The organism is Bacillus sp. UNC69MF (assembly GCF_000746035.1).
Classification (GTDB): domain Bacteria; phylum Bacillota; class Bacilli; order Bacillales; family Bacillaceae; genus Bacillus; species Bacillus velezensis.
In genome coordinates, this window is record NZ_JQKM01000012.1 from 89,621 (window position 1) to 112,480 (window position 22,860).

Consider the following 22,860-nt stretch of genomic DNA (forward strand, 5'->3'; position numbering starts at 1 on the left):
GTTTGAATGACTACAAACCGCCATCAAGCATTAGGGCTCTCTGACGAAGAAGCCGTTGAAATGTATAGAACCATGCTGTTAGCCAGAAAAATCGACGAAAGAATGTGGCTCTTAAACCGCTCGGGCAAAATTCCGTTCGTTGTTTCATGTCAAGGACAGGAAGCGGCGCAAGTAGGCGCGGCCTATGCCTTAAACCGTGATACCGACTATGTGCTTCCGTACTACAGAGATATAGGGGTTGTGCTTGCATTCGGTATGACTGCAAAGGATTTGATGATGTCGGGTTTTGCGAAAGCAGCTGACCCGAACTCAGGCGGAAGGCAGATGCCGGGCCACTTCGGGCAAAAGGAAAACAGAATCGTAACGGGCTCATCCCCTGTTACGACGCAGGTTCCTCACGCAGTCGGAATCGCGCTTGCGGGACGCATGGATAAAAAGGATATCGTCTCTTTCGTTACCTTTGGAGAAGGATCTTCCAACCAGGGGGATTTTCACGAAGGGGCAAACTTTGCCGCCGTGTATAAACTGCCTGTCATTTTCATGTGTGAAAACAATAAGTATGCCATTTCTGTCCCGTATGACAAACAGGTGGCGTGCGAGAAAATATCCGACCGGGCGGCAGGCTACGGCATGCCGGGAGTCACTGTTGACGGAAACGACCTGCTGGAAGTTTACCGGGCCGTAAAAGAAGCGCGCGAACGGGCGTCTAAAGGCGAAGGCCCTACATTAATAGAAACGGTTTCCTACCGTTTGACGCCGCATTCCAGTGATGACGACGACAGCAGCTACAGAGAACGCGAAGAAGTAGAAGAAGCAAAGAAACAAGATCCGCTTCTTTTATACAAAGCATACTTGCAAGAAGCCGGGCTTCTAGGTGAAGAAGAAGAAAAGACCATGCTGGATGACATCATGGCTATCGTAAACGAAGCGACAGACGAAGCGGAGAAAGCGCCATATGCATCTCCTGAATCAACGCTTGATCACGTTTATGCGAAGTAGGGAGGAATACTTATGTCTGTAATGTCTTATATTGACAGTATTAATGCAGCAATGAAAGAAGAAATGGAAAGAGATCCGCGCGTTTTTGTTCTCGGGGAAGACGTCGGGAGAAAAGGCGGCGTGTTTAAAGCAACGGCGGGTCTCTATGAACAGTTCGGAGAAGAGCGGGTGATGGATACGCCGCTTGCTGAATCAGCGATTGCCGGTGTAGGGATCGGCGCCGCGATGTACGGCATGCGCCCGATTGCCGAGATGCAGTTTGCCGATTTCATTCTGCCTGCGGTCAACCAAATCATTTCAGAAGCGGCAAAAATACGCTACCGTTCAAACAATGATTGGAGCTGTCCGATGGTCATCAGAGCGCCTTACGGCGGCGGCGTGCACGGCGCGTTGTATCATTCCCAATCTGTGGAGGCTATTTTTGCCAACCAGCCGGGCCTTAAAATTGTCATGCCTTCAACTCCTTATGACGCAAAAGGGCTGTTGAAAGCTGCAGTCCGTGACGAAGATCCGGTGCTGTTTTTCGAACATAAGAGGGCGTACCGTCTGATTAAAGGCGAAGTCCCTGCGGATGATTACGTCCTTCCGATCGGAAAGGCGGATGTAAAACGCGAAGGCAGCGACATTACTGTTATTACGTACGGATTATGCGTCCATTTTGCTCTGCAGGCTGCCGAGCGCCTTGAAAAAGACGGAATTTCCGCACACGTATTAGATTTGCGTACGGTTTATCCGTTAGATAAAGAAGCCATCATTGAAGCCGCGTCTAAAACGGGAAAAGTATTGCTGATCACAGAAGATACGAAAGAAGGCGGTATTATAAGCGAGGTCGCCGCTATTATTTCTGAAAACTGCTTATTTGATTTAGACGCGCCGATCAAGCGGCTTGCAGGTCCTGACGTTCCGGCAATGCCTTATGCGCCGACAATGGAAAAATACTTCATGATGAATCCTGACAAAGCAGAAGCCGCGATGAGAGAATTAGCGGAGTTTTAAAGACGTAAGGAGGTTTTTGACATGGCGATTGAACAAATGGCTATGCCTCAGCTCGGAGAGAGCGTGACGGAAGGGACGATCAGCAAATGGCTGGTATCCCCCGGTGATCAAGTGAATAAATATGACCCCATCGCGGAGGTCATGACAGATAAAGTGAACGCGGAGGTGCCGTCTTCTTTTACCGGTACGATTAGAGAACTTGTAGGAGAAGAAGGCCAGACTCTTGCAGTCGGCGAGATCATCTGCAAAATTGAAACAGAAGAAACGGAAACCGAAGAGGCGCCGAAGCGGGAAGAAGAGCAGAATAGCCCTTCAGACACTGATGCAAACCGTCAAGGTAAAGATCAGTCAAATAAAGCGCGTTATTCGCCGGCCGTGCTCAGATTAGCGGGAGAACACGGCATTCAGCTTGAAAAAGTTGAAGGAACGGGTGCAGGCGGAAGAATTACGCGAAAAGATATTCAAAAGATCATTGATTCGGGAATGAAGCAGAAGTCGGAAGCACCGGCGCCGGCTGCCGTTCAAACAACGCAACAAGCGCCGAAACAACAGCAAAAACAAGCGCCGGCACCCGCTCTGTCAGCCGGTGATATTGAAATTCCGGTTACAGGCGTCAGAAAAGCCATCGCCGCCAATATGCATAAAAGCAAAACAGAAATTCCGCATGCCTGGACGATGATGGAAGTCGACGTCACGAACATGACGGCGTACAGAAACAGCATTAAAGACTCATTTAAACAGAAAGAAGGCTTTAATTTAACATTTTTCGCTTTCTTTGTAAAAGCGGCGGCGCAGGCTCTCAAGGAGTTCCCGCAGATGAACAGCATGTGGGCGGGAGACAAAATCGTCCAAAAGAAAGACATCAACATCTCCATTGCCGTTGCCACGGAAGATTCGCTGTTTGTTCCGGTTATTAAGCATGCTGATGAAAAAACGATTAAAGGCATAGCCAGAGAAATAACAGACCTTGCGAAAAAAGTGAGAAACGGAAAACTTACCGCGGAAGATATGCAGGGCGGCACATTTACCGTCAATAACACGGGATCTTTCGGCTCAGTTCAATCTATGGGCATTATCAACCATCCGCAGGCGGCGATTCTTCAGGTAGAATCTATCGTCAAACGTCCGGTTGTCATGAATAACGGGATGATCGCCGTTCGTGATATGGTTAATCTTTGCCTGTCTTTAGATCACAGAGTGCTCGACGGGCTCGTGTGCGGCCGATTCCTCGGACGCGTCAAAGAGATCTTAGAAAACATTGATGAACATACTTCCGTCTATTAAAAAAACTCCTTTTGCCCGGGCGGCAAAAGGAGCTTTTTTATTTTCATTGTGAATCCTCGGGAACAATCATAGTGAGATGATGTTTTTTCACTTCGATCGTACAAGGTGTTGTTCCGTATACCTCGCCATCTGTATCCGCGTCCATCTCACGTCCGGTTTCGATTTCAATCCTGGAGGCCTGAATATAGGACAGCTCCCCTTTGAAATCATCAAACGAACCCTGCTCCATCGTCATCAGCTCCCGCAACGCGGCAAGGCTTGTGTTGCGGCAGATTAACACATCGGCTAAGCCGTCCTGGAGGCTGGCATCAGGCAGGGGAACTCTGTTTGTCCCGATATAATGCCCGTTCATGACAAGCACCATTACGGCTTCGTCTTCTTTCACCTCGCCGTCAATCGTCAATTTGACAGGAAACGGGTTCGCGCTTGTCATCGTCCGCAAGGCGCTCGTGAAGTAGCTGATTTTACCAAGCCATGCTTTTTCAGTTTCATTAATATGGCTTGATGCTTCGGTGATCAGTCCGATGCCCCAGAAGTTCAGAAAATAGCCGTCATCCGTTTTACAGACGTCAATCATCCGTTTATGTCCGGCCGCGAGCACTTCAGCGGCCTTTTGAAGGTTTTGCGGGATGCCGAGCGCCCGGGAGAAATCGTTGCACGTTCCTCCCGGCAAAATGCCGACAGCGGGTCTGTGATCAAGCTTGCTGATGCTGTTGATGCATTGATGCACAGTGCCGTCCCCGCCTAAAATATATAAATGGTCAACTGAACTGTCGAGATTTTCACAATACTGACGGGCATCATCCTGATGTTTGGTCGGTTTAATCAAAAGTTCATCAGCTGACTGGGCCAAAATGGGGACGACCGTGCCGAGCGTTTTATCAATCTGTTTTTGACCGGCGTTTCCATTATAAATTAAAACTGCTTTCCGTTGGCTCATATGACTGCTCCTTTATTTCAGACAATCTCCTTAACAAGTTTCCCGTTTTTAAAGGGTCATAAACTTACATCGGGAACATAAAAGGGACAAAAAACAATTGGATATGAGCGGTGTCATTTGCCGATAGGGAGGTTCCTTGCTATCATAAGAAGAGATGATCAAAAAGGAGAGGTCCCAGTTGAATATGGATTTTAATTTATTTATGAATGATGTCGTGCGTCAAGCCCGCCAGGAAATCACGGCCGCCGGGTATACAGAGCTGAAAACCGCTGAGGAAGTGGACGAAGCGCTTTCGAAAAAAGGAACGACACTCGTCATGGTCAACTCTGTGTGCGGATGCGCAGGCGGTATTGCACGGCCTGCCGCGTACCATTCCGTACATTACGATAAACGCCCGGATCAGCTTGTGACGGTATTTGCCGGACAGGATAAAGAAGCGACAGCCAAAGCGAGAGAATACTTTGAAGGCTATCCGCCGTCCTCTCCGTCATTTGCCATTTTAAAAGACGGGAAAATCATGAAAATGGTGGAACGCCATGAAATTGAAGGCCATGAGCCGATGGCCGTCGTCACAAAACTGCAGGAAGCATTTGAAGAATATTGTGAAGAAGTATAAGTGAAAGAAAAACCCCGGAGCCAAGCGCTTGCGGGGTTTTTTTATATGGTATCTGTATAAATATAAATATTTATACATCGGCGTTCAGCTGTCACTAACCTGAAAAACAATGACTATAATAAACACAGAAAGGAAAATATATTTTTCAAAAATAGTATTGCATCACAATTAAAAAGTGTTTAAAATACAAGTTAACGAATAAATATTCAAATTTAAGAGATCAGTAGATATGGGGGAAATGAATCATGAAGAAATGGCTGTTGGTATTAGCTGCCGCATGTATCACCTTTGCGCTGTCCGCTTGCGGATCAGGCAATTCAGGCTCAGAGGGCGGAAAGAACAAGCTGATTATGGGTACATCGGCTGACTATAAACCATTTGAATATAAAGACGGCGATCAGATCACCGGGTTTGACGTTGATCTGGCAAAAGCTCTAGGCAAAAAGACTGGCTATGACGTTGAGGTGCAGGACATGGACTTCAACAGCCTGATTACAGCCTTGAAGTCCAAGCAGGTAGATATGATTTTATCTGGAATGACACCTACACCGGAACGGAAAAAGCAAGTTGATTTTTCTGATATTTATTATACTGCTAACAATATGATCGTTACGAAAAAGGGAAGCAGCATTAAATCCCTGAATGATCTGAAAGGCAAAACCGTCGGTGTTCAGCTCGGCTCCATTCAAGAGGAAAAAGGCAAGAAGCTCGCTTCGAAATACGGTTTTCAGCTCGAAGACCGCAACCGGATTTCAGACTTAACCGAAGAGATCAAATCCGGGCGTTTTGATGCCGCGATTATCGAAGACATCGTAGCACAAGGCTATTTCAGTTCAAATCAAGATCTGCAGGGCTTTGCGTCAGCAGATGCGAAATCAGACGAATCGGGTTCCGCGATTGCGTTCCGCAAAGACAGTGATCTGACAGCGAAGTTCAACAAAGCGCTGAAAGAAATGGAGAAAAACGGAGAAATCGAAAAACTGAAGAAAAAATGGTTCACCAACGAGAAATAAAAGAAAGCTCAACTTTTCGTTGAGCTTTTTATCTTGAATAAAGACAAAGGAGATCACACGTATGAATTTGGATTTCTCAGCGACAATCCCCCAAATTCCTTTTATATTGGAAGGCCTTGCGGTCACATTAAAAATTGTGCTCGTTTCAGCGGTCATCGGTCTTGTATTAGGCATCGTGCTCAGCTTATTTAAAATCAGCACGATCAGTCCGCTGAAATGGATTGCGGATTTTTATACTTCGATATTCCGCGGCACGCCGCTCGTGCTGCAGCTGATGATCATCTATTTCGGTATGCCGCAGCTTCTGGGCTTTCAGATCGATCAATTTTGGGCGGCGGTCACCGCATTATCGCTCAATTCAGCCGCTTACGTCTCTGAAATTATCAGAGCGGGAATCAACGCAATTGACAAAGGACAAAAAGAGGCTGCCGTCGCTCTCGGCGTGCCGTACGGAAAAATGATGAAAGATCTGCTGCTGCCGCAGGCGTTTAAAAACATTTCTCCGGCTATTATTAACGAATTAATCACCTTAACGAAAGAATCGGCGATCGTCACAGTTATCGGTCTTGGCGACATTATGAGACGGGCCTACCAGTCCGGCGCCGCAACATACAACTATTTAGAACCTCTTATTGTGGCGGGCTTAATCTATTACGTGCTCGTTTTGATCTTAGCATTCATCGGAAAAGGCGTAGAAAGGAAGCTGAAAGCCAATGATTAAGGTCGACAACCTGTCAAAATCATTCGGGAAACATGAAGTACTGAAAAACATTTCAACACAGATCGAAGAAGGGGAAGTCGTCGCTGTCATCGGCCCTTCCGGTTCCGGCAAATCAACGTTTCTGCGCTGCTTAAATCTGCTGGAAACCCCGAGCGGCGGAACGATTGCCATTAAAGAAAATGAAATTACCGCAGCTAAAACGAATAAACTGAAAGTGCGGGAAAATATCGGCATGGTATTTCAGCATTTTCATTTGTTTCCTCATAAAACGGTGCTTGAAAATATCACATACGCGCCAGTCAGCGTGAAGAAAGAGTCTAAAAAGGAGGCGGAGGAAAAGGCGTGCGCCCTCCTTGAAAAAGTCGGACTGCTTGACAAACGGAACGACTATCCGAACCGTTTGTCAGGCGGACAGAAGCAGCGGGTCGCCATCGCGCGGGCGCTTGCCATGAATCCTGACATCATGCTGTTTGATGAACCGACCTCGGCTCTTGACCCGGAAATGGTCAAAGAAGTTCTTGAGGTGATGAAAGAGCTCGCGCAGACGGGCATGACGATGGTGATCGTAACGCACGAAATGGGATTTGCCAAAGAAGTGGCAGACCGCGTATTATTCATGGATGAAGGGACGATCGTGGAAGACGGGCAGCCGGAAGAATTTTTTCTTTCTCCGAAGTCAAAAAGAGCACAGGACTTTTTAGAAAAAATATTATAAAATATAACTGTAAGAAAAGAAGAAGAATGCTCTTCTTCTTTTTTTTGAGAAAGAAACAAACAGAATGGAGCAAGCAATGTTTAAAATCGGTTACCGCACACTAAAGACCGCACTTGGAACGGCGCTGGCCATTTATTTAGCCCAGCTGTTGCATCTGCAAAACTTCGCATCCGCAGGAATCATCACCATATTGTGCATCCAGATTACGCAAAAGCGGTCGCTTCAGGCCTCGTGGGCCCGATTTGCCGCCTGTTTATTGGCGATCGTCTTCTCATATGTCTTTTTCGGGCTGATCGGCTATTATCCGTTTGCGATCGGAATATTGCTGGTGCTGTTCATTCCGACTACAGTCGTTTTAAAAATAAACGAAGGGATCGTCACCAGCTCAGTAATCATTCTTCATTTATATATGTCCGGCGGCATTACGATGGCGTTTATCTGGAATGAGTTCCAGCTGATCACCGTAGGTATCGGCGTCGCGCTGTTAATGAATCTGTATATGCCGAGCCTCGACAGAAAACTCGCGGCATACCGGAAAAAAATTGAGGACAACTTTTCCGTCATCTTCGCCGAAATCGAACGGTATTTGTTAACTGGTGAGCAAGATTGGTCGGGGAAGGAAATACCGGAGACGCATCAGATGATTCAAGAGGCGAAAAACCTCGCCTATCGGGACGTGCAGAATCATATTTTGCGCCATGAAAATCTTTACTATCATTATTTTAAGATGAGACAGAAACAATTTGAAATCATTGAACGGCTGCTGCCGAAGATTACCTCTATTTCAATAACGGTGGAGCAGGGCAAAATAATCGCCCATTTCATCCATGAATTAAGGGAAGCCATTCATCCCGGCAATACCGCTCATAAATTTTTAAAAAGACTTGCAGAAATGAGAACGGAATTTGAAGAAATGCCGCTCCCGGCAACGCGCGAGGAGTTTGAAGCGCGGGCGGCTTTGTTCCACCTCCTCGGTGAGATGGAACAATATCTCGTGATTAAAAGTTATTTCAAAGGCATCAAGCTGTAAAAAACATATGGATCAATCGCATGAGTCCTCCTTTCATTGGTCATTCTAATGAAAAAAGGAGGGGAGCCCATGCGATTTTTTTTATTGTCAGCCGCCCTGCTGCTGTCTCCGCTTTGGCCGCTTGGCGCGAACCCTTTGCCGGGTGACCCTTATATTATCGTCAATAAAGCCACAAATGCGCTTGCTGTTGTGAAGGATAACCGAATAGAAGGCATTTATCAGGTGGCGACGGGAAAAACGGATGATTTAACGCCTGAAGGAGAATTTACGGTAACGGTCAAAGCCGTCAATCCGTATTACCGGAAGAAGAATGTAAAGGGAGGCGCGCCGGAAAACCCGCTCGGCGTCCGCTGGATCGGTTTTGACGCGAAAGGAACTGACGGCAGGATATACGGCATTCACGGAACAAACAGAGAAGAGCTGATCGGGGGGTTTGTATCAAACGGCTGTATCCGTATGAAAAACCGGGATGTCATCCGTATTTTCCGGATTATCCCTCCCGGAACGAAAGTATTGATTACAAAAGAAAACCGCTCATTCGAGGACATTGCAATAGAGCGGAAAGCCCTCATAAAAAAGCAGGAAACCCCCTTGCAATGAGGCGCCTGCTTTTTTACCGCAAATACATCATAATGCCTGAGAGGAGGGTTGAAAGTATAAATACGCCCAAAATGACGATGACGGCGCTTTTCATAAATTTTTGAGACATTGTTTCACTCCTTAAGATTACTGTCTATCATTTTAACGTGTTTTGCTTGTATGAACAAGCCATATCCTATGGCGGAAAGCAGGTGGCCGCGCTATGAAAAAACTTGATCATGTCGGCATTGCCGTCAGCTCTATTGAAGCCGCGAGAGGATTTTACGAACGGATGCTCGGGCTTACGTATATCGGAGACGAGCTGGTAAGCGGCCAAAATGTGAGAGTTGCTTTTTTAGAAGCGGGAGGCACAAAGCTTGAGCTGATTGAGCCGCTGTCGGACGCGTCTCCCGTCAGCTCTTTTTTACAGAAAAGAGGCGAAGGGCTGCATCATTTGGCATTCCGCTGCGCCGATATGAAGGAAACGATCAAGGAGCTTGAAGCATGCCGCATGACTTTGATCCATCATGAACCGCAAAACGGAGCGGGCGGGAAGAAGATCGCATTTCTCTCTCCAAAAGAGGCGAACGGGGTCCTGATTGAGCTTTGTGAAACAATTGAAAAAGGAGAAACTCAAGATGAGCATGAGTGATCATATCAGACACTTAAATGAAAGACGTTCCTTTTTAACAAACGGCGGCGGAGCGGAAAAAATGAAAAACAGCACAAAAAAGGCAAGCTGACGGCAAGAGAAAGAATTGACTATTTATTGGACGAAGACAGTTTTTCAGAGCTGCAGCCGTTTGCCAAAAGCCGCATGCCCGGGTGCCAGAATGCTCCGGGAGACGGCGTTGTTACCGGATACGGCACAATTGACGGACGGCCCGTGTATTTGTTTGCCCATGACTTTACCGTACTCGGCGGGACGCTCGGCGAGACACATGCGGAAAAAATCGCGGCGGTAATGGATCTGGCGGCGAAAAATAAAACCCCGATCATCGGGCTGAACGACTCAGGTGGTGCGAGAATTCAAGAGGGTGTGGTATCATTAAATGGATACGGTCATATCTTTAGGCGCAACGTCCTTTACTCGGGAGTGATTCCGCAAATTTCTGTCATCCTTGGGCCGTGTGCCGGCGGTGCTGTTTATTCACCCGCATTGACGGATTTTGTGATTATGGCGGAACATACGTCGCACATGTTTATTACAGGCCCGAAAGTCATTGAACAGGTGACGGGTGAACAGATTGACGCGGAAAGTTTAGGCGGTGCGGGAATACATAATGTGATAAGCGGAAATGCCCACTATTCCGCACGAACGGAAAAAGAGGCTCTTTCCGCTGTGAAAACCCTGCTTTCTTATCTCCCGCACGGCGGACAGACGGCATTGCCCGTTAAAAAGGAAGACGCCAGACCGTTATTAAACACCCTCGTTCCCGCGGACAGTTCGAAACCTTACGATGTGTTACAGGTAATAAAAGAGCTGGCGGATGACGGAACGTTTTTTGACATTCAGCCGTATTTTGCCAAAAACATTGCTGTCGGTTTTCTGAAACTCGGACGGCGTACAGTCGGTGTTGTCGCAAACCAGCCGAAACACTTGGCGGGGAGCCTCACGATTGATGCCGCTGACAAAGCGTCGAGATTCATCCGTTTTTGCGACGCGTTTCATATTCCGTTATTGACGATCGCTGATGTTCCTGGATTTCTTCCGGGCCTTCAGCAGGAACATGCGGGAATCATCCGTCACGGAGCAAAATTGCTGTATGCTTTTGCCGAAGCGACGGTGCCGAAAGTGACGCTCATCATCAGAAAAGCTTACGGAGGCGCCTATGTCGCCATGAATTCGAAAGGGCTCGGGGCAGATCTTGTATTCGCCTGGCCCAATGCGGAAATCGCCGTGATGGGAGCGGAAGGCGCGGCGTCGATTTTATACAGCAGAGACATACAGGCTTCTGACGAGCCAGAGAAAACGAAGCGCGAAAAAAAAGCCATATACGAAAAGGAAAACGCCGGTCCGTATAAAGCGGCGGCCTGCGGAATGGTGGATGATATCATCCGGCCGGAAGACTCGAGGAAAAAATTGATTCAGGCATTTGACATACTTGCGCATAAGGAAGAGGAAAGACCGAAAAAAAAGCACGGTAATATACCGCTTTAAACGGAGGGAACTGAAAATGGTAAACGAAAAACGTCTGCTTGAAGAATTTCTTGAACTCGTTCAAATTGATTCAGAGACAAAACATGAAGCGGAAATCAGCAAGGTGCTCAAACAAAAATTCACTGATTTAGGATTGAGCGTAAAAGAAGATGATACAAAAGAAGTGACGGGGCATGGAGCCGGCAACTTAATCTGTACGTTAAAGGGCACAAAAGATGCGGATACGATTTATTTCACATCGCACATGGACACGGTTGTCCCGGGCAAAGGCGTTAAGCCGATTGTGGAAGACGGCTATGTAAAATCCGACGGCACGACGATTCTCGGCGCTGATGATAAGACGGGACTTGCCGCAATGTTTGAAGCCATTAAAGTGCTGAAAGAACAAAACATCGAGCACGGCACCATTGAATTCATTATCACGGCCGGAGAAGAATCGGGATTAGTCGGGGCAAAAGCAATGGATCGTTCAGACATTACCGCGAAATACGGTTTTGCGCTTGATTCAGACGGAAAAGTCGGCAACATTATTGTAGCCGCGCCGACACAAGCGAAAGTGAGAGCAACCATTTTCGGGAAAACGGCTCATGCGGGGGTAGAACCGGAAAAAGGCATCTCCGCGATTACAATCGCATCAAAAGCAATCTCTAAAATGCCGCTCGGCCGTATTGATAAAGAAACAACGGCTAATATCGGACGTTTCGAAGGCGGCACGCAAACCAATATCGTCTGCGACCAGGTTGATATTCTGGCTGAAGCGCGTTCATTAGTGCCTGAAAAAATGGAAGCGCAAGTGCAGAAAATGAAAGAAGCTTTCGAATCTGCTGCAGCTGAGATGGGAGGCCGCGCGGAAGTGGACATCGCGGTTATGTATCCGGGTTTCAAATATCAGGACGGCGATCAGGTTGTGGAAGTCGCGAAAAAAGCGGCGGCAAAAATCGGCCGGCCGAGCGAACTTCAGACAAGCGGCGGCGGAAGTGACGCAAACGTCATTGCCGGCCACGGCATTCCGACAGTCAACCTGTCAGTAGGCTATGAACAAATCCATACGAAAAATGAAAAAATGCCGATTGAAGAGCTCGTCAAAACGGCGGAAATGGTCGTTGCCATTATCGAAACAGCGGCCAACTAAAAACGAAGCACCCAGTTGATTGGGTGCTTTTTTCATTCTTCATGATAATTGGTTTAAAGCCTTGCAGATACAAGAAAAACTCGCCGGATAGGTTCCGGCAGGGTTTCAGTATTATGATTTGGCGGGCTCCGCCTGAGCCGCAGCCTGTTTCTTTTTATGATGCGTCTGCTGTAAAAGTACATTCTGCACTGTCAAAAACAGTCCGCTTGTAAACCAGTAAAGCGGCAGCGCAGCCGGTACGTTAAGTGAAAAAACGGTCATCATGACAGGGAAAATAAAGACCATGATTTTTGCTGACTGCATTGCGGCCGGATTTTGAGCAGCCGGTGAATATTTCTCGTTTAATTTTTGGGAAATATAAGCCTGTAAGAAATACATGGCCCCCGCGCACAGTGATACAAGAATATCAGAATGCCCTAAGCTGAACCACAGAAATGAGTGTGAAGCGATTTCCGGCGTTGAGCGGATGGCGTAATAAAAACCGATCAAAATCGGGAATTGCACCAGCATCGGAAGACATCCCATTGCCATCGGATTCAGATTGTGCTCACGGTAAAGCTTCATCATTTCCATTTGCAGTTCTTTTTGTTTCTCCGCATCTTTCGTTTGTTTCATTTTAGCCTGAATGCTGTCGACCTGCGGTTTGATCACAGCCATTTTTTCCTGGAACACCCGCTGTTTCTTAAATTGGTTCACAAACAAAGGCAATACAACGATCCGGACGATAATCGTCACCAGAATAATCGACAATCCGTACTCACCGTGGAACAGGCCCGCCACGCCTTTTAAAAGTGCCGAAAACGGCTCGATCAGGTAATCGTGAAAAAACCCGATATTCCCGAGGCCTCCCGTCTGAGTCTGAGATGTCGCTGCAAAAGCCGAGCGGCCTGTGCACAGTACGATAAAAAACAATCCGAATGCGATCCATTTTTGATATGTTTTAGACAATTATGTCTCCTCCTTTTTATCTTCACTTGCCGTTATAAAAGGAGGAAGCTGACATCTTCATCATCATTCGCCGGTGAATTCATGCGGATGACTTTACGTATCCAAGTTGTAATGCGATGATATATAATAATAAGAAAGTCTGTTCGGTTCAGCTGAACGACTGCTTGATGTTCATCTATTCGTTTCGTTCTCCAATGCTCGCCTGCGCGGCGCTCACGCAAAAGAAAAGCGATGCCGATCGCGGTCAGAGCGGGAAGAATAATTGTGAAAAAATCGACTAAAAATAAAAAGTCATTCATTGACTCAAGAATCATTTTATCACATCCATTCAGCTCTTATTTTACTACATATATATAAGGTTGTCTATGAAAGGAAAGGAGGCGCCGGGAGTGGCCGGAAAAGGGAGAATTATATTTCATATCGATATGAACAGTTTTTATGCCTCCGTAGAAATGGCGTATGATCCGTCTTTAAGAGGAAAACCTATCGCCGTTGCCGGAAACGTGAAGGAACGGAAAGGAATCATCGTCACCTGCAGCTATGAAGCGAGAGCGCGGGGCGTAAAGACCACCATGCCGGTGTGGCGGGCAAAACGCTTCTGTCCCGAACTCATCGTCGTGCCTCCGAATTTTGACCGCTATCGGAGTTCGTCAAAAGAAATGTTCAGCATTCTGAGGGAGTATACGGATTTAGTCGAGCCTGTTTCTATTGATGAAGGATACATGGATATTACGGACACACCGCACAGCCACAGGGCGTATGAGACAGCCGAAGACATTCAGGCGAGACTGCAAAAAGAGCTTTTGCTTCCGTCAAGCATCGGCATCGCCCCGAATAAATTTCTCGCTAAAATGGCTTCTGACATGAAAAAACCGCTCGGCATCACCATTTTAAGAAAAAGAGAGCTGCCGGACGTATTATGGCCTCTTCCGATTGAAGAGATGCACGGTATAGGAACGAAAACTGCGGAAAAAATAAAAACGCTCGGCATCAAAACGATCGGTGATTTGGCAAAAGGAGATGAACATGCGCTGAAAACGCTTCTCGGCATAAACGGCCCGAGGCTGAAGGATAAAGCGAACGGCATCCATCCTGCAGAAGTCAATCCCGAGCGGATATATGAATTTAAAAGCGTCGGCAACTCATCCACCCTGTCGCATGATTCGGCTGACTGGGATGAATTAACGGGCGTGTTTGACCGGCTCGCGCTGTCTGTGAGCAAACGGCTCCAGCGTAAGGAGGTCATGGCCTGCCGGCTGTTCATCATGATTCGGTATGCGGATTGGAAAACGGTCACAAGAAGCATGACCCTCAGCAATCCGGCTGATCAGAAAGAAGACATCATGGAAGCGGCGATGGAACTGTTTGACAAGCACTGGAACCAAAATCCGGTAAGGCTTCTCGGCATCACCGGAACGGAACTGGTTGAAAAACAGCAGGCGTATAAACAGCTTGATCTGTTTTCATTCAAGGAGGACGCAAAGGATGAGCCGATTTTTCAGATGATGAACGAGCTGAATGAAAAGTACGGCCAAAACCTGATCAGAAAAGGCGCTGTTATAAAAAAAGAAGAAAGCAAAACAAGGGGAACGAGCTTTAACAGAGACTTTTTTCAGGATGAAAAGAAAAGGTGAATAACTTGAAAAAAGGGGTTATGTATGATAATTTCTTTAGTATAAATATCATTTTATTTTAATTTAAATTTTAAAATGGTTAAACGTTTGAAGAAGGGACGTTAGAATATGTCAAAACAACAAATCGGAGTTATCGGTCTTGCGGTAATGGGTAAAAATCTGGCTCTTAACATCGAAAGCCGGGGATTTTCTGTGTCTGTATACAACAGATCAAGCAGCAAAACGGAAGAGTTTTTAGAAGAGGCAAAAGGCAAAAATGTTGTCGGTACATACAGCATTGAGGAGTTTGTCCAGTCTCTTGAAACACCCCGTAAAATTTTATTAATGGTTAAAGCGGGAACTGCAACGGATGCGACGATTCAATCTCTTCTTCCTCATCTGGAAAAAGACGATATTTTGATTGACGGCGGAAATACATACTATAAAGATACACAGCGCCGGAACAAAGAGCTTGCCGAAAGCGGCATTCACTTTATCGGAACGGGTGTATCAGGCGGTGAAGAGGGAGCGCTGAAAGGGCCTTCTATTATGCCGGGCGGCCAAAAGGAAGCGCACGAACTCGTAAAACCGATTTTAGAAGCCATTTCTGCTAAAGTGGACGGAGAAGCTTGTACGACATACATCGGCCCGGACGGAGCGGGGCACTATGTAAAAATGGTGCACAACGGTATTGAATACGGTGACATGCAGCTGATCTCTGAGTCATATTTCATTCTGAAACAGGTGCTCGGATTGTCTGCCGAAGAGCTTCACGAAGTATTCGCTGAGTGGAACAAAGGAGAGCTTGACAGCTATCTGATCGAAATCACGGCTGACATTTTCACTAAAAAAGATGAAGAAACGGGCAAACCGCTTGTTGACGTGATCCTTGATAAAGCAGGCCAAAAAGGAACGGGTAAATGGACAAGCCAAAGCGCTCTTGACTTAGGCGTGCCGCTTCCGATTATCACTGAATCTGTTTTTGCGCGTTTCATTTCCGCAATGAAAGAAGAGCGTGTGAAAGCAAGCAGCCTTCTGTCCGGACCAGACGTTAAGCCGGTCACTGAAAATAAAGAAGAACTGATTGAAGCGGTCAGAAAAGCGCTCTTCATGAGTAAAATCTGTTCTTACGCACAAGGCTTCGCCCAAATGAAAGCCGCGTCTGAAGAATATAACTGGGATCTGAAATACGGTGAAATCGCGATGATTTTCCGCGGCGGCTGTATCATCCGCGCGGCGTTCCTGCAAAAGATCAAAGACGCATATGACCGTGAACCGGAGCTTGACAACCTGCTGTTAGACAGCTACTTCAAAAACATTGCAGAAAGCTACCAAGGCGCCCTTCGCCAAGTGATTTCACTTGCCGTAGCCCAAGGCGTGCCGGTACCTTCGTTCTCAAGCGCACTTGCGTATTACGACAGCTACCGTACGGCAGTGCTTCCTGCAAACTTGATTCAAGCGCAGCGTGATTACTTCGGCGCGCATACGTATGAACGCACAGATAAAGAAGGCATTTTCCATACTGAATGGATGAAGTAATGAAGAAGCCCCCGCAGTTATTGCGGGGGCTTTTCTGATATTAAAAACCGCGGACCGTCATGAACGGCGCCGCGGTTTTTGATATTTTCTTATATATTCCACCAGTGGAGACCGTCTTTTTCAAGAAGATCGTCCGAAGCTTTCGGTCCCATTGACCCGGCTTCATAATTCGGAGAAAGGGTTTTGTCGGCTGCCCACGTTTCGGAAATCACATCGACGAAATTCCATGAAAGCGCCACTTCGTCCCAATGGGCAAAGTTTGTCGCATCACCGAGCAGACAGTCATGGATTAATTTTTCATAGGCTTCCGGTGTGTTCATTTCGTCACTGCAGTTGCTGCAGTAATCCAGCTTAATCGGCTGAGCATGAGCGGCTCCGCCTAATTTTTTAGCATTCAGATATAGTGTAATGCCTTCATCCGGCTGAATATGGATGACAAGCAGGTTCGGATTTACATTCGTTTCATTGCCGTAATAAAGGTTCATCGGAATGTCTTTAAATTGAACGACGATTTTCGTTGATTTTTCTTTCATCCGTTTCCCTGTGCGGATATAAAACGGAACGCCGGCCCAGCGGAAGTTATCGATCAACAGCTTTCCGGACACGAATGTTTCCGTATTGGAATCCGGTGCTACATTATGCTCATCTGTATAGCTTGGTACAGAGTTTCCGTCAATCGTTCCCGCTTGGTATTGTCCGCGGACGAAGTAGTCGCTCACTTCGTTTGGGGCGACAGGGCGGAGAGCCCTCAGCACCTTCACTTTTTCGCTGCGGATTTCTTCCGTGTTCAGTTTAATCGGCGGTTCCATCGCCAAGAGAGCGACCATTTGTAAAATATGGTTTTGAACCATATCACGGAGTGCGCCTGATTTCTCATAATATCTCGCACGATCCTCAACGCCAAGATCCTCACTTGACGTAATCTGGATGTTTGAGATGTAGCGGTTATTCCACAGCGGCTCAAACAGCGCATTCGCAAACCGGATGACTTCGATATTTTGAACCATTTGTTTGCCTAAGTAATGGTCGATCCGGTAAATTTGATCTTCCGTGAAAGCTTCGCGTATTTCTTTGTTAAGCTCTTTCGCACTCGGCAGGTCATGGCCGAACGGTTTTTCAATGACGAGACGGGACCAGCCATTTGTCGCTGTGACACCTTCGTTTTTAAGTGATTTTGCGATCGTGCCGAAAAACTCAGGAGCCATCGCCAAGTAAAACATTCTGTTGTTCGGGATTTCATATGTATGTTCAAGCTGATCAAGCAGGACATTCAGCTCCTGATAGGAACCCGGATTCGTTACATCAAACGGATGGTAATAAAAATGAGATGTGAAATCGTCTATGTCTTTTTGCCCGGCAGAAGAAACAGACGTTTTAACCGTTTCCCGGAGGTCCTCGTTTGACCAAGGTCTTCTTCCAACACCTACAACTGCAAACTCTTCACCAATTTGACCATTTTTATATAAACGGTGAATGGATGGGTAAAGTTTTCGTTTTGCCAAATCCCCTGTGGCACCAAATATTACAATTACTGCTTTTGGTTTGTCGTTTGTTTTCACTTAGAGTACCTCACTTTATCTGAAGCATGGTTTAAAACCCCGCATATTTCCTTCATTTTAAATCTAAAATTCATTGAAAGCAAACATTTCAGCCTGTTTTTTGCGGTTTGCGGAAAAAAATTAATCAGGCCGGAGAAGGCCCGGGTGAATTCACATTTTCAGTCTGATCCTGTATCCTTAGTAGTACAAAGATCTAGGAGGAAGCATTGTGGAATTATTATTTTTAGGGACGGGGGCCGGCATGCCGGCAAAGACGAGAAACGTAACGTCCGTCGCGCTGAAGCTTCTTGAAGAAAGGCGTTCCGTATGGCTGTTTGATTGCGGAGAAGCCACTCAGCATCAGATATTACATACAACAATCAAACCGAGGAAAATTGAAAAGATTTTCATCACCCACCTTCACGGCGACCATGTTTACGGTCTTCCGGGTCTGTTGGGGAGCCGTTCATTTCAGGGCGGTGAAGAAGAGCTGACGATTTACGGGCCAAAAGGCATTAAAGCCTTTATCGAAACAAGCCTGAACGTGACGGCGACTCATCTGACGTATCCTCTTACCGTACATGAAATCGAAGAGGGGACGGTTTTTGAAGATGAGCAATTCATTGTTACCGCAGCATCCGTCATTCACGGTGTGGAAGCGTTCGGCTACCGGGTTCAGGAAAAGGATATTCCCGGCGCATTGCAGGCCGGCAGATTGAAAGAAATGAATATCCCGCCCGGACCCGTCTATCAGAAAATCAAAAACGGCGAAACGGTCACACTTGACGATGGCAGAATCATTAACGGGCGGGATTTTCTGGAACCCCCGAAAAAAGGAAGAATCGTCGCTTTTTCCGGGGATACGAGGGCATCAGAGCGGGTAACGGAGCTTGCGCGCAATGCGGATGTGCTTGTTCATGAAGCGACGTTTGCCAAGGAAGATGCAAAGCTCGCACATAATTATTATCACGCGACGACAGAACAGGCTGCGCAAACGGCAAAAAAAGCAGGCGCCAAACAGCTGATCTTAACTCATATCAGCGCAAGGTATCAGGGAGAATCGCCGATAGAGCGTCTCGAACATGAGGCGAAAGCGGTATTTGAAAACAGTAAGATCGCATTTGACTTCATGGAGGTCACTGTGGAGCGGTCTTAAAAAATGGACGCTTGACATTTTTTTCTGATGAGATATAATAAAACGTAATAATTACGATTTGAAGGGGTGAAAATGATGCGTGTGAATGTTACATTGGCCTGTACAGAGACAGGGGACAGAAATTATATTACGACGAAGAACAAACGGACGAATCCGGACCGGTTAGAAATGAAAAAGTATTCACCCCGGTTGAAAAAGTATACGCTGCATCGTGAGACAAAATAGATCACGATAACAAAAGCCATTGTGCCGTTGCACAATGGCTTTTGTTTTATCAGTTTACCGCCTGATAGGCAGGAGCATTCATTTGCTGGCGCACCGCGCACCAAACATCATAAATGGCAAGGTGGACGATGTGCGGTTCATCGTGGTGAATGGCATGAGAACTGTTTTTGGCCTGAATCCATCCGCTTTGATAAGAGACATCAAGCATGCTTCTGTGCAGTTTCACCCATTGTTCATGAGCGTGCTTTAAGCGCTCATCCCGCTCTCCCGATGATAAAATCAACAGCGGCATATCGCCGAAATGAATCTGCTGATGCTTGATCTGACGAAGGCTCGTCAAAAATTCCGCGTGTGATCCTTCCAATATGAACTGTTTCAAATAGGCGGCTTTCATTTCTTCGGGAAGAAGCGGAAGCACTTTCGTCTCCTGATCCTCAGAAACCGGATCAAGCATCACCATCCCGAGAATATCACGGCGGTTCCGGCTCGCCCAAAGTCTGCTGATAATCGCGCCGTATGAATGCGAGACGACAAGATAAGGAGGCTTGACGCCGGCCTTCAGAAGAAGAGCGTTTAATTCCTGTACCATGTGGTCCGCCGTTCTCTTGTTTCGGCTTTGTCCGCTTTTGCCGATTCCGGCTCTGTCATATGTGAAAACCCCAAATTCTTCATCTATGTCAGCGAGTAATGATGTCCATGTTTCAGAAGAAGTGCCGTAGCCGGCTTCAAAGACGATCGTCACTTCGCCGGCGCCTTTACGGTGTTTCGTATAAAACGGACACCCGTCAATCAGATATGTCCTTTCCATCCATGCTGCTTTCATTGGAGTCATCCCCTCTAATTGGTTCTATAGGGAAGACGGAGAAGCTTCGGCAATCGTTTCTCAAAAAATAAAAAAAGAGACAGCCGGATCGAAAAACTCCGGCTGCCATTTCATCACCATGCTCTGTCGTATTGAACCGGTGACGGTATTTCAGTATTCAGCTGCTTCGCTGCACTCCTTGCAAAGTGCGGATCGCGCAGAAGTTCTCTCGCGACAAAAATAAGGTCAGCGCGGTTGTTTTGCAGAATTTCTTCCGCCATTGTTCCCGTCGTTATCAAACCGACGGCGCCTGTTGCGATTTCGGCCTGTTCACGGATTTTCTCTGCGAAGCTCACTTGGTAGCCTGGGAAGACATTAATATCAGCTTGAACGAGTGCGCCTGAGCTGCAATCAATGAGGTCGACTCCCTGTTCTTTCATCCACTTCGCAAAACCGATATGATCCGCAATGTCCAGCCCTTTGTCTGTATAATCCGATGCAGAAATACGGACAAATAACGGGCCGTCCCAGACTTCCTTGACGGCTTCAATGGTCTCGCCTAAGAAGCGGTAGCGATTTTCATGTGAGCCTCCGTATTCGTCTGTACGGTGATTGGACAGAGGGGACAAAAATTCGTGCATTAAGTAGCCGTGTGCCGCATGAAGTTCAATAATATCAAAGCCGGCTTCTTTCGCGCGCGCCGCTGCCTGTTTGAATTCCTGAATGGTTTCTTTAATTTGTTCTGTCGTCATTTCAGCCGGTGTTTTGGACTGCTCATCGAACGGAATGGCTGACGGAGCGTAAATGTCTCCCTCAAGCTCAGCTTTACGTCCGGCGTGCGCAAGCTGAATGCCGATTTTAGATCCTTGCGCTTTCACTTGTTCCGTCAGTTTGGCAAAACCTTCGATATGATCATCGCTCCAAATGCCCAAATCCTGATCGGAAATGCGCCCCTGAGGATTAACGGCTGTCGCTTCCACGATAATCAGGCCGACCTGTCCGATTGCACGCGATATGTAGTGCGCCATATGAAAAGGCTGCAGTTTTCCGTCCTTCTCATGTGAGGAATACATGCACATCGGTGCCATAACAATACGGTTTTTGATCGTTACATCTTTAACGGTCCATGGTGTGAATAATTTTCTGGCCATTTATTTCGCCTCCCGGAATGTTTTTAGACATTGATTATAACAACTCATGATCATTCAGTCATATAAACTGCTCACGACTGAGCGCATTGTTATTATTGTTCTGGACGGGCATTTTTTTATACACAGCGTGGCCGTATCTTCATAACAGGCATTTACAGCCGATCATATAGCAAATATAGATGAGAAACGCACCGATGACTGCGTGGCCACCTTTGAACCAGTTTGTCAGGATGAAAATACTGCTGATGAAGATCACTGCGCCGAAGGCACCGAATATTCCGTTTTTTTGAGCGGCTCTGAAATCGTCGGCGCTCATATTTTTCAGCTGCAAGTGAATATTCAGTAACGTCATGATCGGCAGCAATGTAATAACGCCTGATAAAAATAAGTATTTCGATTTGCTTAAATACGCGGCGGCCACCATAACGGTGCCGCCGATAAAAAATTGAATGAGAAAACTCATGCTGAAACGCTCACCTTCTGTTTGTGATCAAGTATAATGATGGAGACATTGCCATTTTATTTTTGATTGATGTATAAGTAAACTAAATATAACTAATGCATTGGATAATAAAGAATGATATCTGGGAGATGAAGCCGGTTGGATTTAAAGAAGCATTTAGCCTTTATTAAAACGGTTGAAAGCGGCAGCCTGACCCAAGCCGCTGCCATATTGAATTACACACAGCCGAACATCAGCCAAATGATCAGTAAATTAGAGGAAGAGTACGGTTTTCCGCTTTTGATCAGACAGCGGCATGGAGTGAGGCCCACCGCAAATGGCTTGAAAGTGTTACATATTATGAAGGAAATTCAAAAAAACTATGAAAAACTGTCTGAAACCGTTGATAATATTAATGGGTTAGAAAGAGGGGAAGTCCGGCTCGGCACTGTTACGAGCGTGGCGGTAAAATGGCTGCCGAAAATTTTGAGGGAATTTAATGAGCTGTATCCTTCCATTAAGGTGCATCTGTTTGAAGGAAATTCTACTGAACTGGAAGAATGGCTGAAAGATGATCGGATTGATGCGGCGATCGGGACATCCCACAGCGAGAAGTGGCATTTTTACCCGTTGGCAGAGGATCCGATTGTAGCGGTGATGAGCCCGCAGCATGAATTGGCGCAATGTGAAACGGTTCCGTTACATGTCATGGAGTCCGTCAAATGTATCGTGCCTTATCCGGAGACACATTTTGATGTGCTGAAAGTGCTGAAGGAAGAAAAGATTACGCCGCGGGTCGCTTATCAAATCAGAGGGGATGAAGCGATTATTGCAATGGTGCGGAACAATCTGGGGATCAGCATCTTGCCGCAGCTTTTGGTGAATGATTGTGATGTGCTCATCAAACGGTTTGACCGGTATGTCTCCAGGCAGCTCGGCATTTTGACAGCTCATGCAAAGGAGACGCAGACACCTTCTGTCCAGAAACTGATTCAATGCATACAAGAATGGGTTGCGGTCCGTCAGGCTTCTGTCTGAAGAAGCCTGATATGCGTTTAAGCCGGTTCAGCATAATAGACCAGCATAAAATATGTCACCGGTTCATCCGAGGAATTAAAATAACTGTGCGGCATCGCCCGAAGTCAGCACATGCTTTTCGTCATGAAGCTCAACCGTCAATTCACCGCTCTTGATTAAAATGTATCTTCCCCTAAATGTGATTTTGCCTCATGGGCGCAGCCCGGCTTCAGGTCAACTATG

24 protein-coding genes and 1 pseudogene are annotated in these 22,860 nt (G+C 46.7%); 17 read left to right on the forward strand and 8 right to left on the reverse strand.

Annotated features, from left to right (window positions below; all coding sequences use genetic code 11):
* The first annotated feature begins 6 nt into the window (after positions 1–6).
* The 3 genes from BR62_RS0109525 to BR62_RS0109535 are packed head-to-tail and all read left to right on the forward strand — an operon-like array spanning position 7 to position 3,279.
* Positions 7–999 carry a thiamine pyrophosphate-dependent dehydrogenase E1 component subunit alpha gene (locus BR62_RS0109525; RefSeq protein ID WP_014418336.1) on the forward strand — a complete coding sequence of 331 codons (993 nt, stop codon included), beginning with the start codon at positions 7–9 and terminating at the stop codon, positions 997–999.
* A gap of 12 nt (positions 1,000–1,011) precedes the next feature.
* Positions 1,012–1,995 carry a 3-methyl-2-oxobutanoate dehydrogenase subunit beta gene (gene bfmBAB / locus BR62_RS0109530; RefSeq protein WP_032870635.1) on the forward strand — a complete coding sequence of 328 codons (984 nt, stop codon included), beginning with the start codon at positions 1,012–1,014 and terminating at the stop codon, positions 1,993–1,995.
* Positions 1,996–2,016: 21 nt separating this feature from the next.
* A complete protein-coding gene (locus BR62_RS0109535; RefSeq protein ID WP_007408384.1) occupies positions 2,017–3,279 on the forward strand; it encodes a dihydrolipoamide acetyltransferase family protein in 1,263 nt (420 codons plus the stop codon).
* 43 nt (positions 3,280–3,322) lie between these two features.
* Here the strand turns inward: BR62_RS0109535 and BR62_RS0109540 are convergent, their stop codons facing one another.
* The gene (locus BR62_RS0109540) at positions 3,323–4,219 is read right to left on the reverse strand and encodes a YegS/Rv2252/BmrU family lipid kinase (protein ID WP_020956063.1); all 897 of its coding nucleotides are present in this window, start codon (positions 4,217–4,219) and stop codon (positions 3,323–3,325) included.
* A gap of 178 nt (positions 4,220–4,397) precedes the next feature.
* Between BR62_RS0109540 and brxB the strand changes: the two genes are divergently transcribed.
* The 6 genes from brxB to BR62_RS0109570 all read left to right on the forward strand — a co-directional run bounded on the left by brxB (position 4,398) and on the right by BR62_RS0109570 (position 8,914).
* Positions 4,398–4,835: a bacilliredoxin BrxB gene (gene brxB, locus BR62_RS0109545; protein WP_003153223.1), complete on the forward strand. Its 438-nt coding sequence runs from the start codon at positions 4,398–4,400 to the stop codon at positions 4,833–4,835.
* A 245-nt stretch (positions 4,836–5,080) separates the two neighbouring features.
* Complete coding sequence (locus tag BR62_RS0109550; protein WP_015240174.1) at positions 5,081–5,848, forward strand: arginine ABC transporter substrate-binding protein ArtP; 768 nt, start codon at positions 5,081–5,083, stop codon at positions 5,846–5,848.
* A gap of 61 nt (positions 5,849–5,909) precedes the next feature.
* Positions 5,910–6,569, forward strand: a complete 660-nt coding sequence (locus BR62_RS0109555; protein WP_003153227.1) for an arginine ABC transporter permease ArtQ — start codon at positions 5,910–5,912, stop codon at positions 6,567–6,569.
* Entirely contained in the window at positions 6,562–7,284 is a 723-nt protein-coding gene (locus BR62_RS0109560; RefSeq protein WP_003153229.1) for an arginine ABC transporter ATP-binding protein ArtM, read from the forward strand. Before BR62_RS0109555 ends, BR62_RS0109560 begins: the two co-directional genes overlap by 8 nt.
* Positions 7,285–7,360: 76 nt before the next feature.
* Positions 7,361–8,314: an aromatic acid exporter family protein gene (locus BR62_RS0109565; protein WP_007408388.1), complete on the forward strand. Its 954-nt coding sequence runs from the start codon at positions 7,361–7,363 to the stop codon at positions 8,312–8,314.
* Positions 8,315–8,383: 69 nt separating this feature from the next.
* Entirely contained in the window at positions 8,384–8,914 is a 531-nt protein-coding gene (locus tag BR62_RS0109570) for a L,D-transpeptidase (RefSeq protein WP_014418329.1), read from the forward strand.
* Positions 8,915–8,927: 13 nt separating this feature from the next.
* On the opposite strand, the gene prli42 is transcribed toward BR62_RS0109570, so the two are convergent.
* The gene (gene prli42, locus BR62_RS19560; protein WP_007408390.1) at positions 8,928–9,023 is read right to left on the reverse strand and encodes a stressosome-associated protein Prli42; all 96 of its coding nucleotides are present in this window, start codon (positions 9,021–9,023) and stop codon (positions 8,928–8,930) included.
* A 93-nt stretch (positions 9,024–9,116) separates the two neighbouring features.
* Here prli42 and mce point away from each other — a divergent pair, with 93 nt between their 5' ends.
* From mce to BR62_RS0109585, 3 genes and pseudogenes are all read left to right on the forward strand, one after another.
* Entirely contained in the window at positions 9,117–9,545 is a 429-nt protein-coding gene (mce, locus tag BR62_RS0109575; RefSeq protein ID WP_007408391.1) for a methylmalonyl-CoA epimerase, read from the forward strand.
* A pseudogene (locus BR62_RS0109580) lies at positions 9,532–11,054 on the forward strand (acyl-CoA carboxylase subunit beta). The gene mce and the pseudogene BR62_RS0109580 overlap by 14 nt, the downstream one beginning before the upstream one ends.
* Before the next feature lie 16 nt (positions 11,055–11,070).
* On the forward strand, positions 11,071–12,186 hold the full coding sequence (locus BR62_RS0109585; RefSeq protein ID WP_003153237.1) for a tripeptidase T: 1,116 nt from the start codon (positions 11,071–11,073) through the stop codon (positions 12,184–12,186).
* A 111-nt stretch (positions 12,187–12,297) separates the two neighbouring features.
* On the opposite strand, the gene BR62_RS0109590 is transcribed toward BR62_RS0109585, so the two are convergent.
* Together BR62_RS0109590 and BR62_RS0109595 are read right to left on the reverse strand one after the other, a co-directional pair.
* Positions 12,298–13,134, reverse strand: coding sequence for a membrane protein insertase YidC (locus tag BR62_RS0109590; RefSeq protein WP_007408393.1), 837 nt, complete (start codon positions 13,132–13,134; stop codon positions 12,298–12,300).
* Positions 13,135–13,166: 32 nt separating this feature from the next.
* Positions 13,167–13,448, reverse strand: coding sequence for a hypothetical protein (locus BR62_RS0109595; RefSeq protein ID WP_003153239.1), 282 nt, complete (start codon positions 13,446–13,448; stop codon positions 13,167–13,169).
* 75 nt (positions 13,449–13,523) lie between these two features.
* On the opposite strand from BR62_RS0109595, the gene BR62_RS0109600 reads away from it, so the two are divergent.
* Entirely contained in the window at positions 13,524–14,768 is a 1,245-nt protein-coding gene (locus BR62_RS0109600; RefSeq protein WP_032870638.1) for a DNA polymerase IV, read from the forward strand.
* Positions 14,769–14,876: 108 nt separating this feature from the next.
* Positions 14,877–16,286 (forward strand): NADP-dependent phosphogluconate dehydrogenase, encoded by a 1,410-nt coding sequence (gene gndA / locus BR62_RS0109605; RefSeq protein ID WP_007408395.1) that lies wholly within the window; start codon positions 14,877–14,879, stop codon positions 16,284–16,286.
* Positions 16,287–16,375: 89 nt separating this feature from the next.
* On the opposite strand, the gene zwf is transcribed toward gndA, so the two are convergent.
* The gene (zwf, locus tag BR62_RS0109610; RefSeq protein WP_020956056.1) at positions 16,376–17,845 is read right to left on the reverse strand and encodes a glucose-6-phosphate dehydrogenase; all 1,470 of its coding nucleotides are present in this window, start codon (positions 17,843–17,845) and stop codon (positions 16,376–16,378) included.
* Between the two features lie 208 nt (positions 17,846–18,053).
* Here zwf and rnz point away from each other — a divergent pair, with 208 nt between their 5' ends.
* Together rnz and rpmG are read left to right on the forward strand one after the other, a co-directional pair.
* Positions 18,054–18,980 (forward strand): ribonuclease Z, encoded by a 927-nt coding sequence (gene rnz / locus BR62_RS0109615; RefSeq protein WP_032870641.1) that lies wholly within the window; start codon positions 18,054–18,056, stop codon positions 18,978–18,980.
* Positions 18,981–19,055: 75 nt separating this feature from the next.
* On the forward strand, positions 19,056–19,205 hold the full coding sequence (gene rpmG, locus BR62_RS0109620; RefSeq protein ID WP_003153246.1) for a 50S ribosomal protein L33: 150 nt from the start codon (positions 19,056–19,058) through the stop codon (positions 19,203–19,205).
* A gap of 49 nt (positions 19,206–19,254) precedes the next feature.
* On the opposite strand, the gene BR62_RS0109625 is transcribed toward rpmG, so the two are convergent.
* The 3 genes from BR62_RS0109625 to BR62_RS0109635 form a co-directional block, all read right to left on the reverse strand.
* Entirely contained in the window at positions 19,255–20,028 is a 774-nt protein-coding gene (locus BR62_RS0109625) for an alpha/beta fold hydrolase (protein ID WP_012117933.1), read from the reverse strand.
* A 113-nt stretch (positions 20,029–20,141) separates the two neighbouring features.
* Entirely contained in the window at positions 20,142–21,158 is a 1,017-nt protein-coding gene (gene namA / locus BR62_RS0109630) for an NADPH dehydrogenase NamA (protein ID WP_003153250.1), read from the reverse strand.
* A 139-nt stretch (positions 21,159–21,297) separates the two neighbouring features.
* Positions 21,298–21,621, reverse strand: a complete 324-nt coding sequence (locus BR62_RS0109635) for a GlpM family protein (protein WP_032870644.1) — start codon at positions 21,619–21,621, stop codon at positions 21,298–21,300.
* A gap of 138 nt (positions 21,622–21,759) precedes the next feature.
* On the opposite strand from BR62_RS0109635, the gene BR62_RS0109640 reads away from it, so the two are divergent.
* On the forward strand, positions 21,760–22,638 hold the full coding sequence (locus BR62_RS0109640; RefSeq protein ID WP_015240165.1) for a LysR family transcriptional regulator: 879 nt from the start codon (positions 21,760–21,762) through the stop codon (positions 22,636–22,638).
* Positions 22,639–22,860 lie beyond the last annotated feature (222 nt).

Excerpts from the sequence above, each read along its gene's own strand:
- BR62_RS0109525 (WP_014418336.1), top strand. The coding sequence starts at position 7 with ATGACTACAAACCGCCATCAAGCATTAGGGCTCTCTGACGAAGAAGCC.
- bfmBAB (WP_032870635.1), top strand. The coding sequence starts at position 1,012 with ATGTCTGTAATGTCTTATATTGACAGTATTAATGCAGCAATGAAAGAA.
- BR62_RS0109535 (WP_007408384.1), top strand. The coding sequence starts at position 2,017 with ATGGCGATTGAACAAATGGCTATGCCTCAGCTCGGAGAGAGCGTGACG.
- BR62_RS0109540 (WP_020956063.1), bottom strand. The coding sequence starts at position 4,219 with ATGAGCCAACGGAAAGCAGTTTTAATTTATAATGGAAACGCCGGTCAA.
- BR62_RS0109550 (WP_015240174.1), top strand. The coding sequence starts at position 5,081 with ATGAAGAAATGGCTGTTGGTATTAGCTGCCGCATGTATCACCTTTGCG.
- BR62_RS0109555 (WP_003153227.1), top strand. The coding sequence starts at position 5,910 with ATGAATTTGGATTTCTCAGCGACAATCCCCCAAATTCCTTTTATATTG.
- BR62_RS0109560 (WP_003153229.1), top strand. The coding sequence starts at position 6,562 with ATGATTAAGGTCGACAACCTGTCAAAATCATTCGGGAAACATGAAGTA.
- BR62_RS0109565 (WP_007408388.1), top strand. The coding sequence starts at position 7,361 with ATGTTTAAAATCGGTTACCGCACACTAAAGACCGCACTTGGAACGGCG.
- BR62_RS0109570 (WP_014418329.1), top strand. The coding sequence starts at position 8,384 with ATGCGATTTTTTTTATTGTCAGCCGCCCTGCTGCTGTCTCCGCTTTGG.
- prli42 (WP_007408390.1), bottom strand. The coding sequence starts at position 9,023 with ATGTCTCAAAAATTTATGAAAAGCGCCGTCATCGTCATTTTGGGCGTA.
- mce (WP_007408391.1), top strand. The coding sequence starts at position 9,117 with ATGAAAAAACTTGATCATGTCGGCATTGCCGTCAGCTCTATTGAAGCC.
- BR62_RS0109585 (WP_003153237.1), top strand. The coding sequence starts at position 11,071 with ATGGTAAACGAAAAACGTCTGCTTGAAGAATTTCTTGAACTCGTTCAA.
- BR62_RS0109595 (WP_003153239.1), bottom strand. The coding sequence starts at position 13,448 with ATGATTCTTGAGTCAATGAATGACTTTTTATTTTTAGTCGATTTTTTC.
- gndA (WP_007408395.1), top strand. The coding sequence starts at position 14,877 with ATGTCAAAACAACAAATCGGAGTTATCGGTCTTGCGGTAATGGGTAAA.
- rpmG (WP_003153246.1), top strand. The coding sequence starts at position 19,056 with ATGCGTGTGAATGTTACATTGGCCTGTACAGAGACAGGGGACAGAAAT.
- BR62_RS0109625 (WP_012117933.1), bottom strand. The coding sequence starts at position 20,028 with ATGAAAGCAGCATGGATGGAAAGGACATATCTGATTGACGGGTGTCCG.
- namA (WP_003153250.1), bottom strand. The coding sequence starts at position 21,158 with ATGGCCAGAAAATTATTCACACCATGGACCGTTAAAGATGTAACGATC.
- BR62_RS0109635 (WP_032870644.1), bottom strand. The coding sequence starts at position 21,621 with ATGAGTTTTCTCATTCAATTTTTTATCGGCGGCACCGTTATGGTGGCC.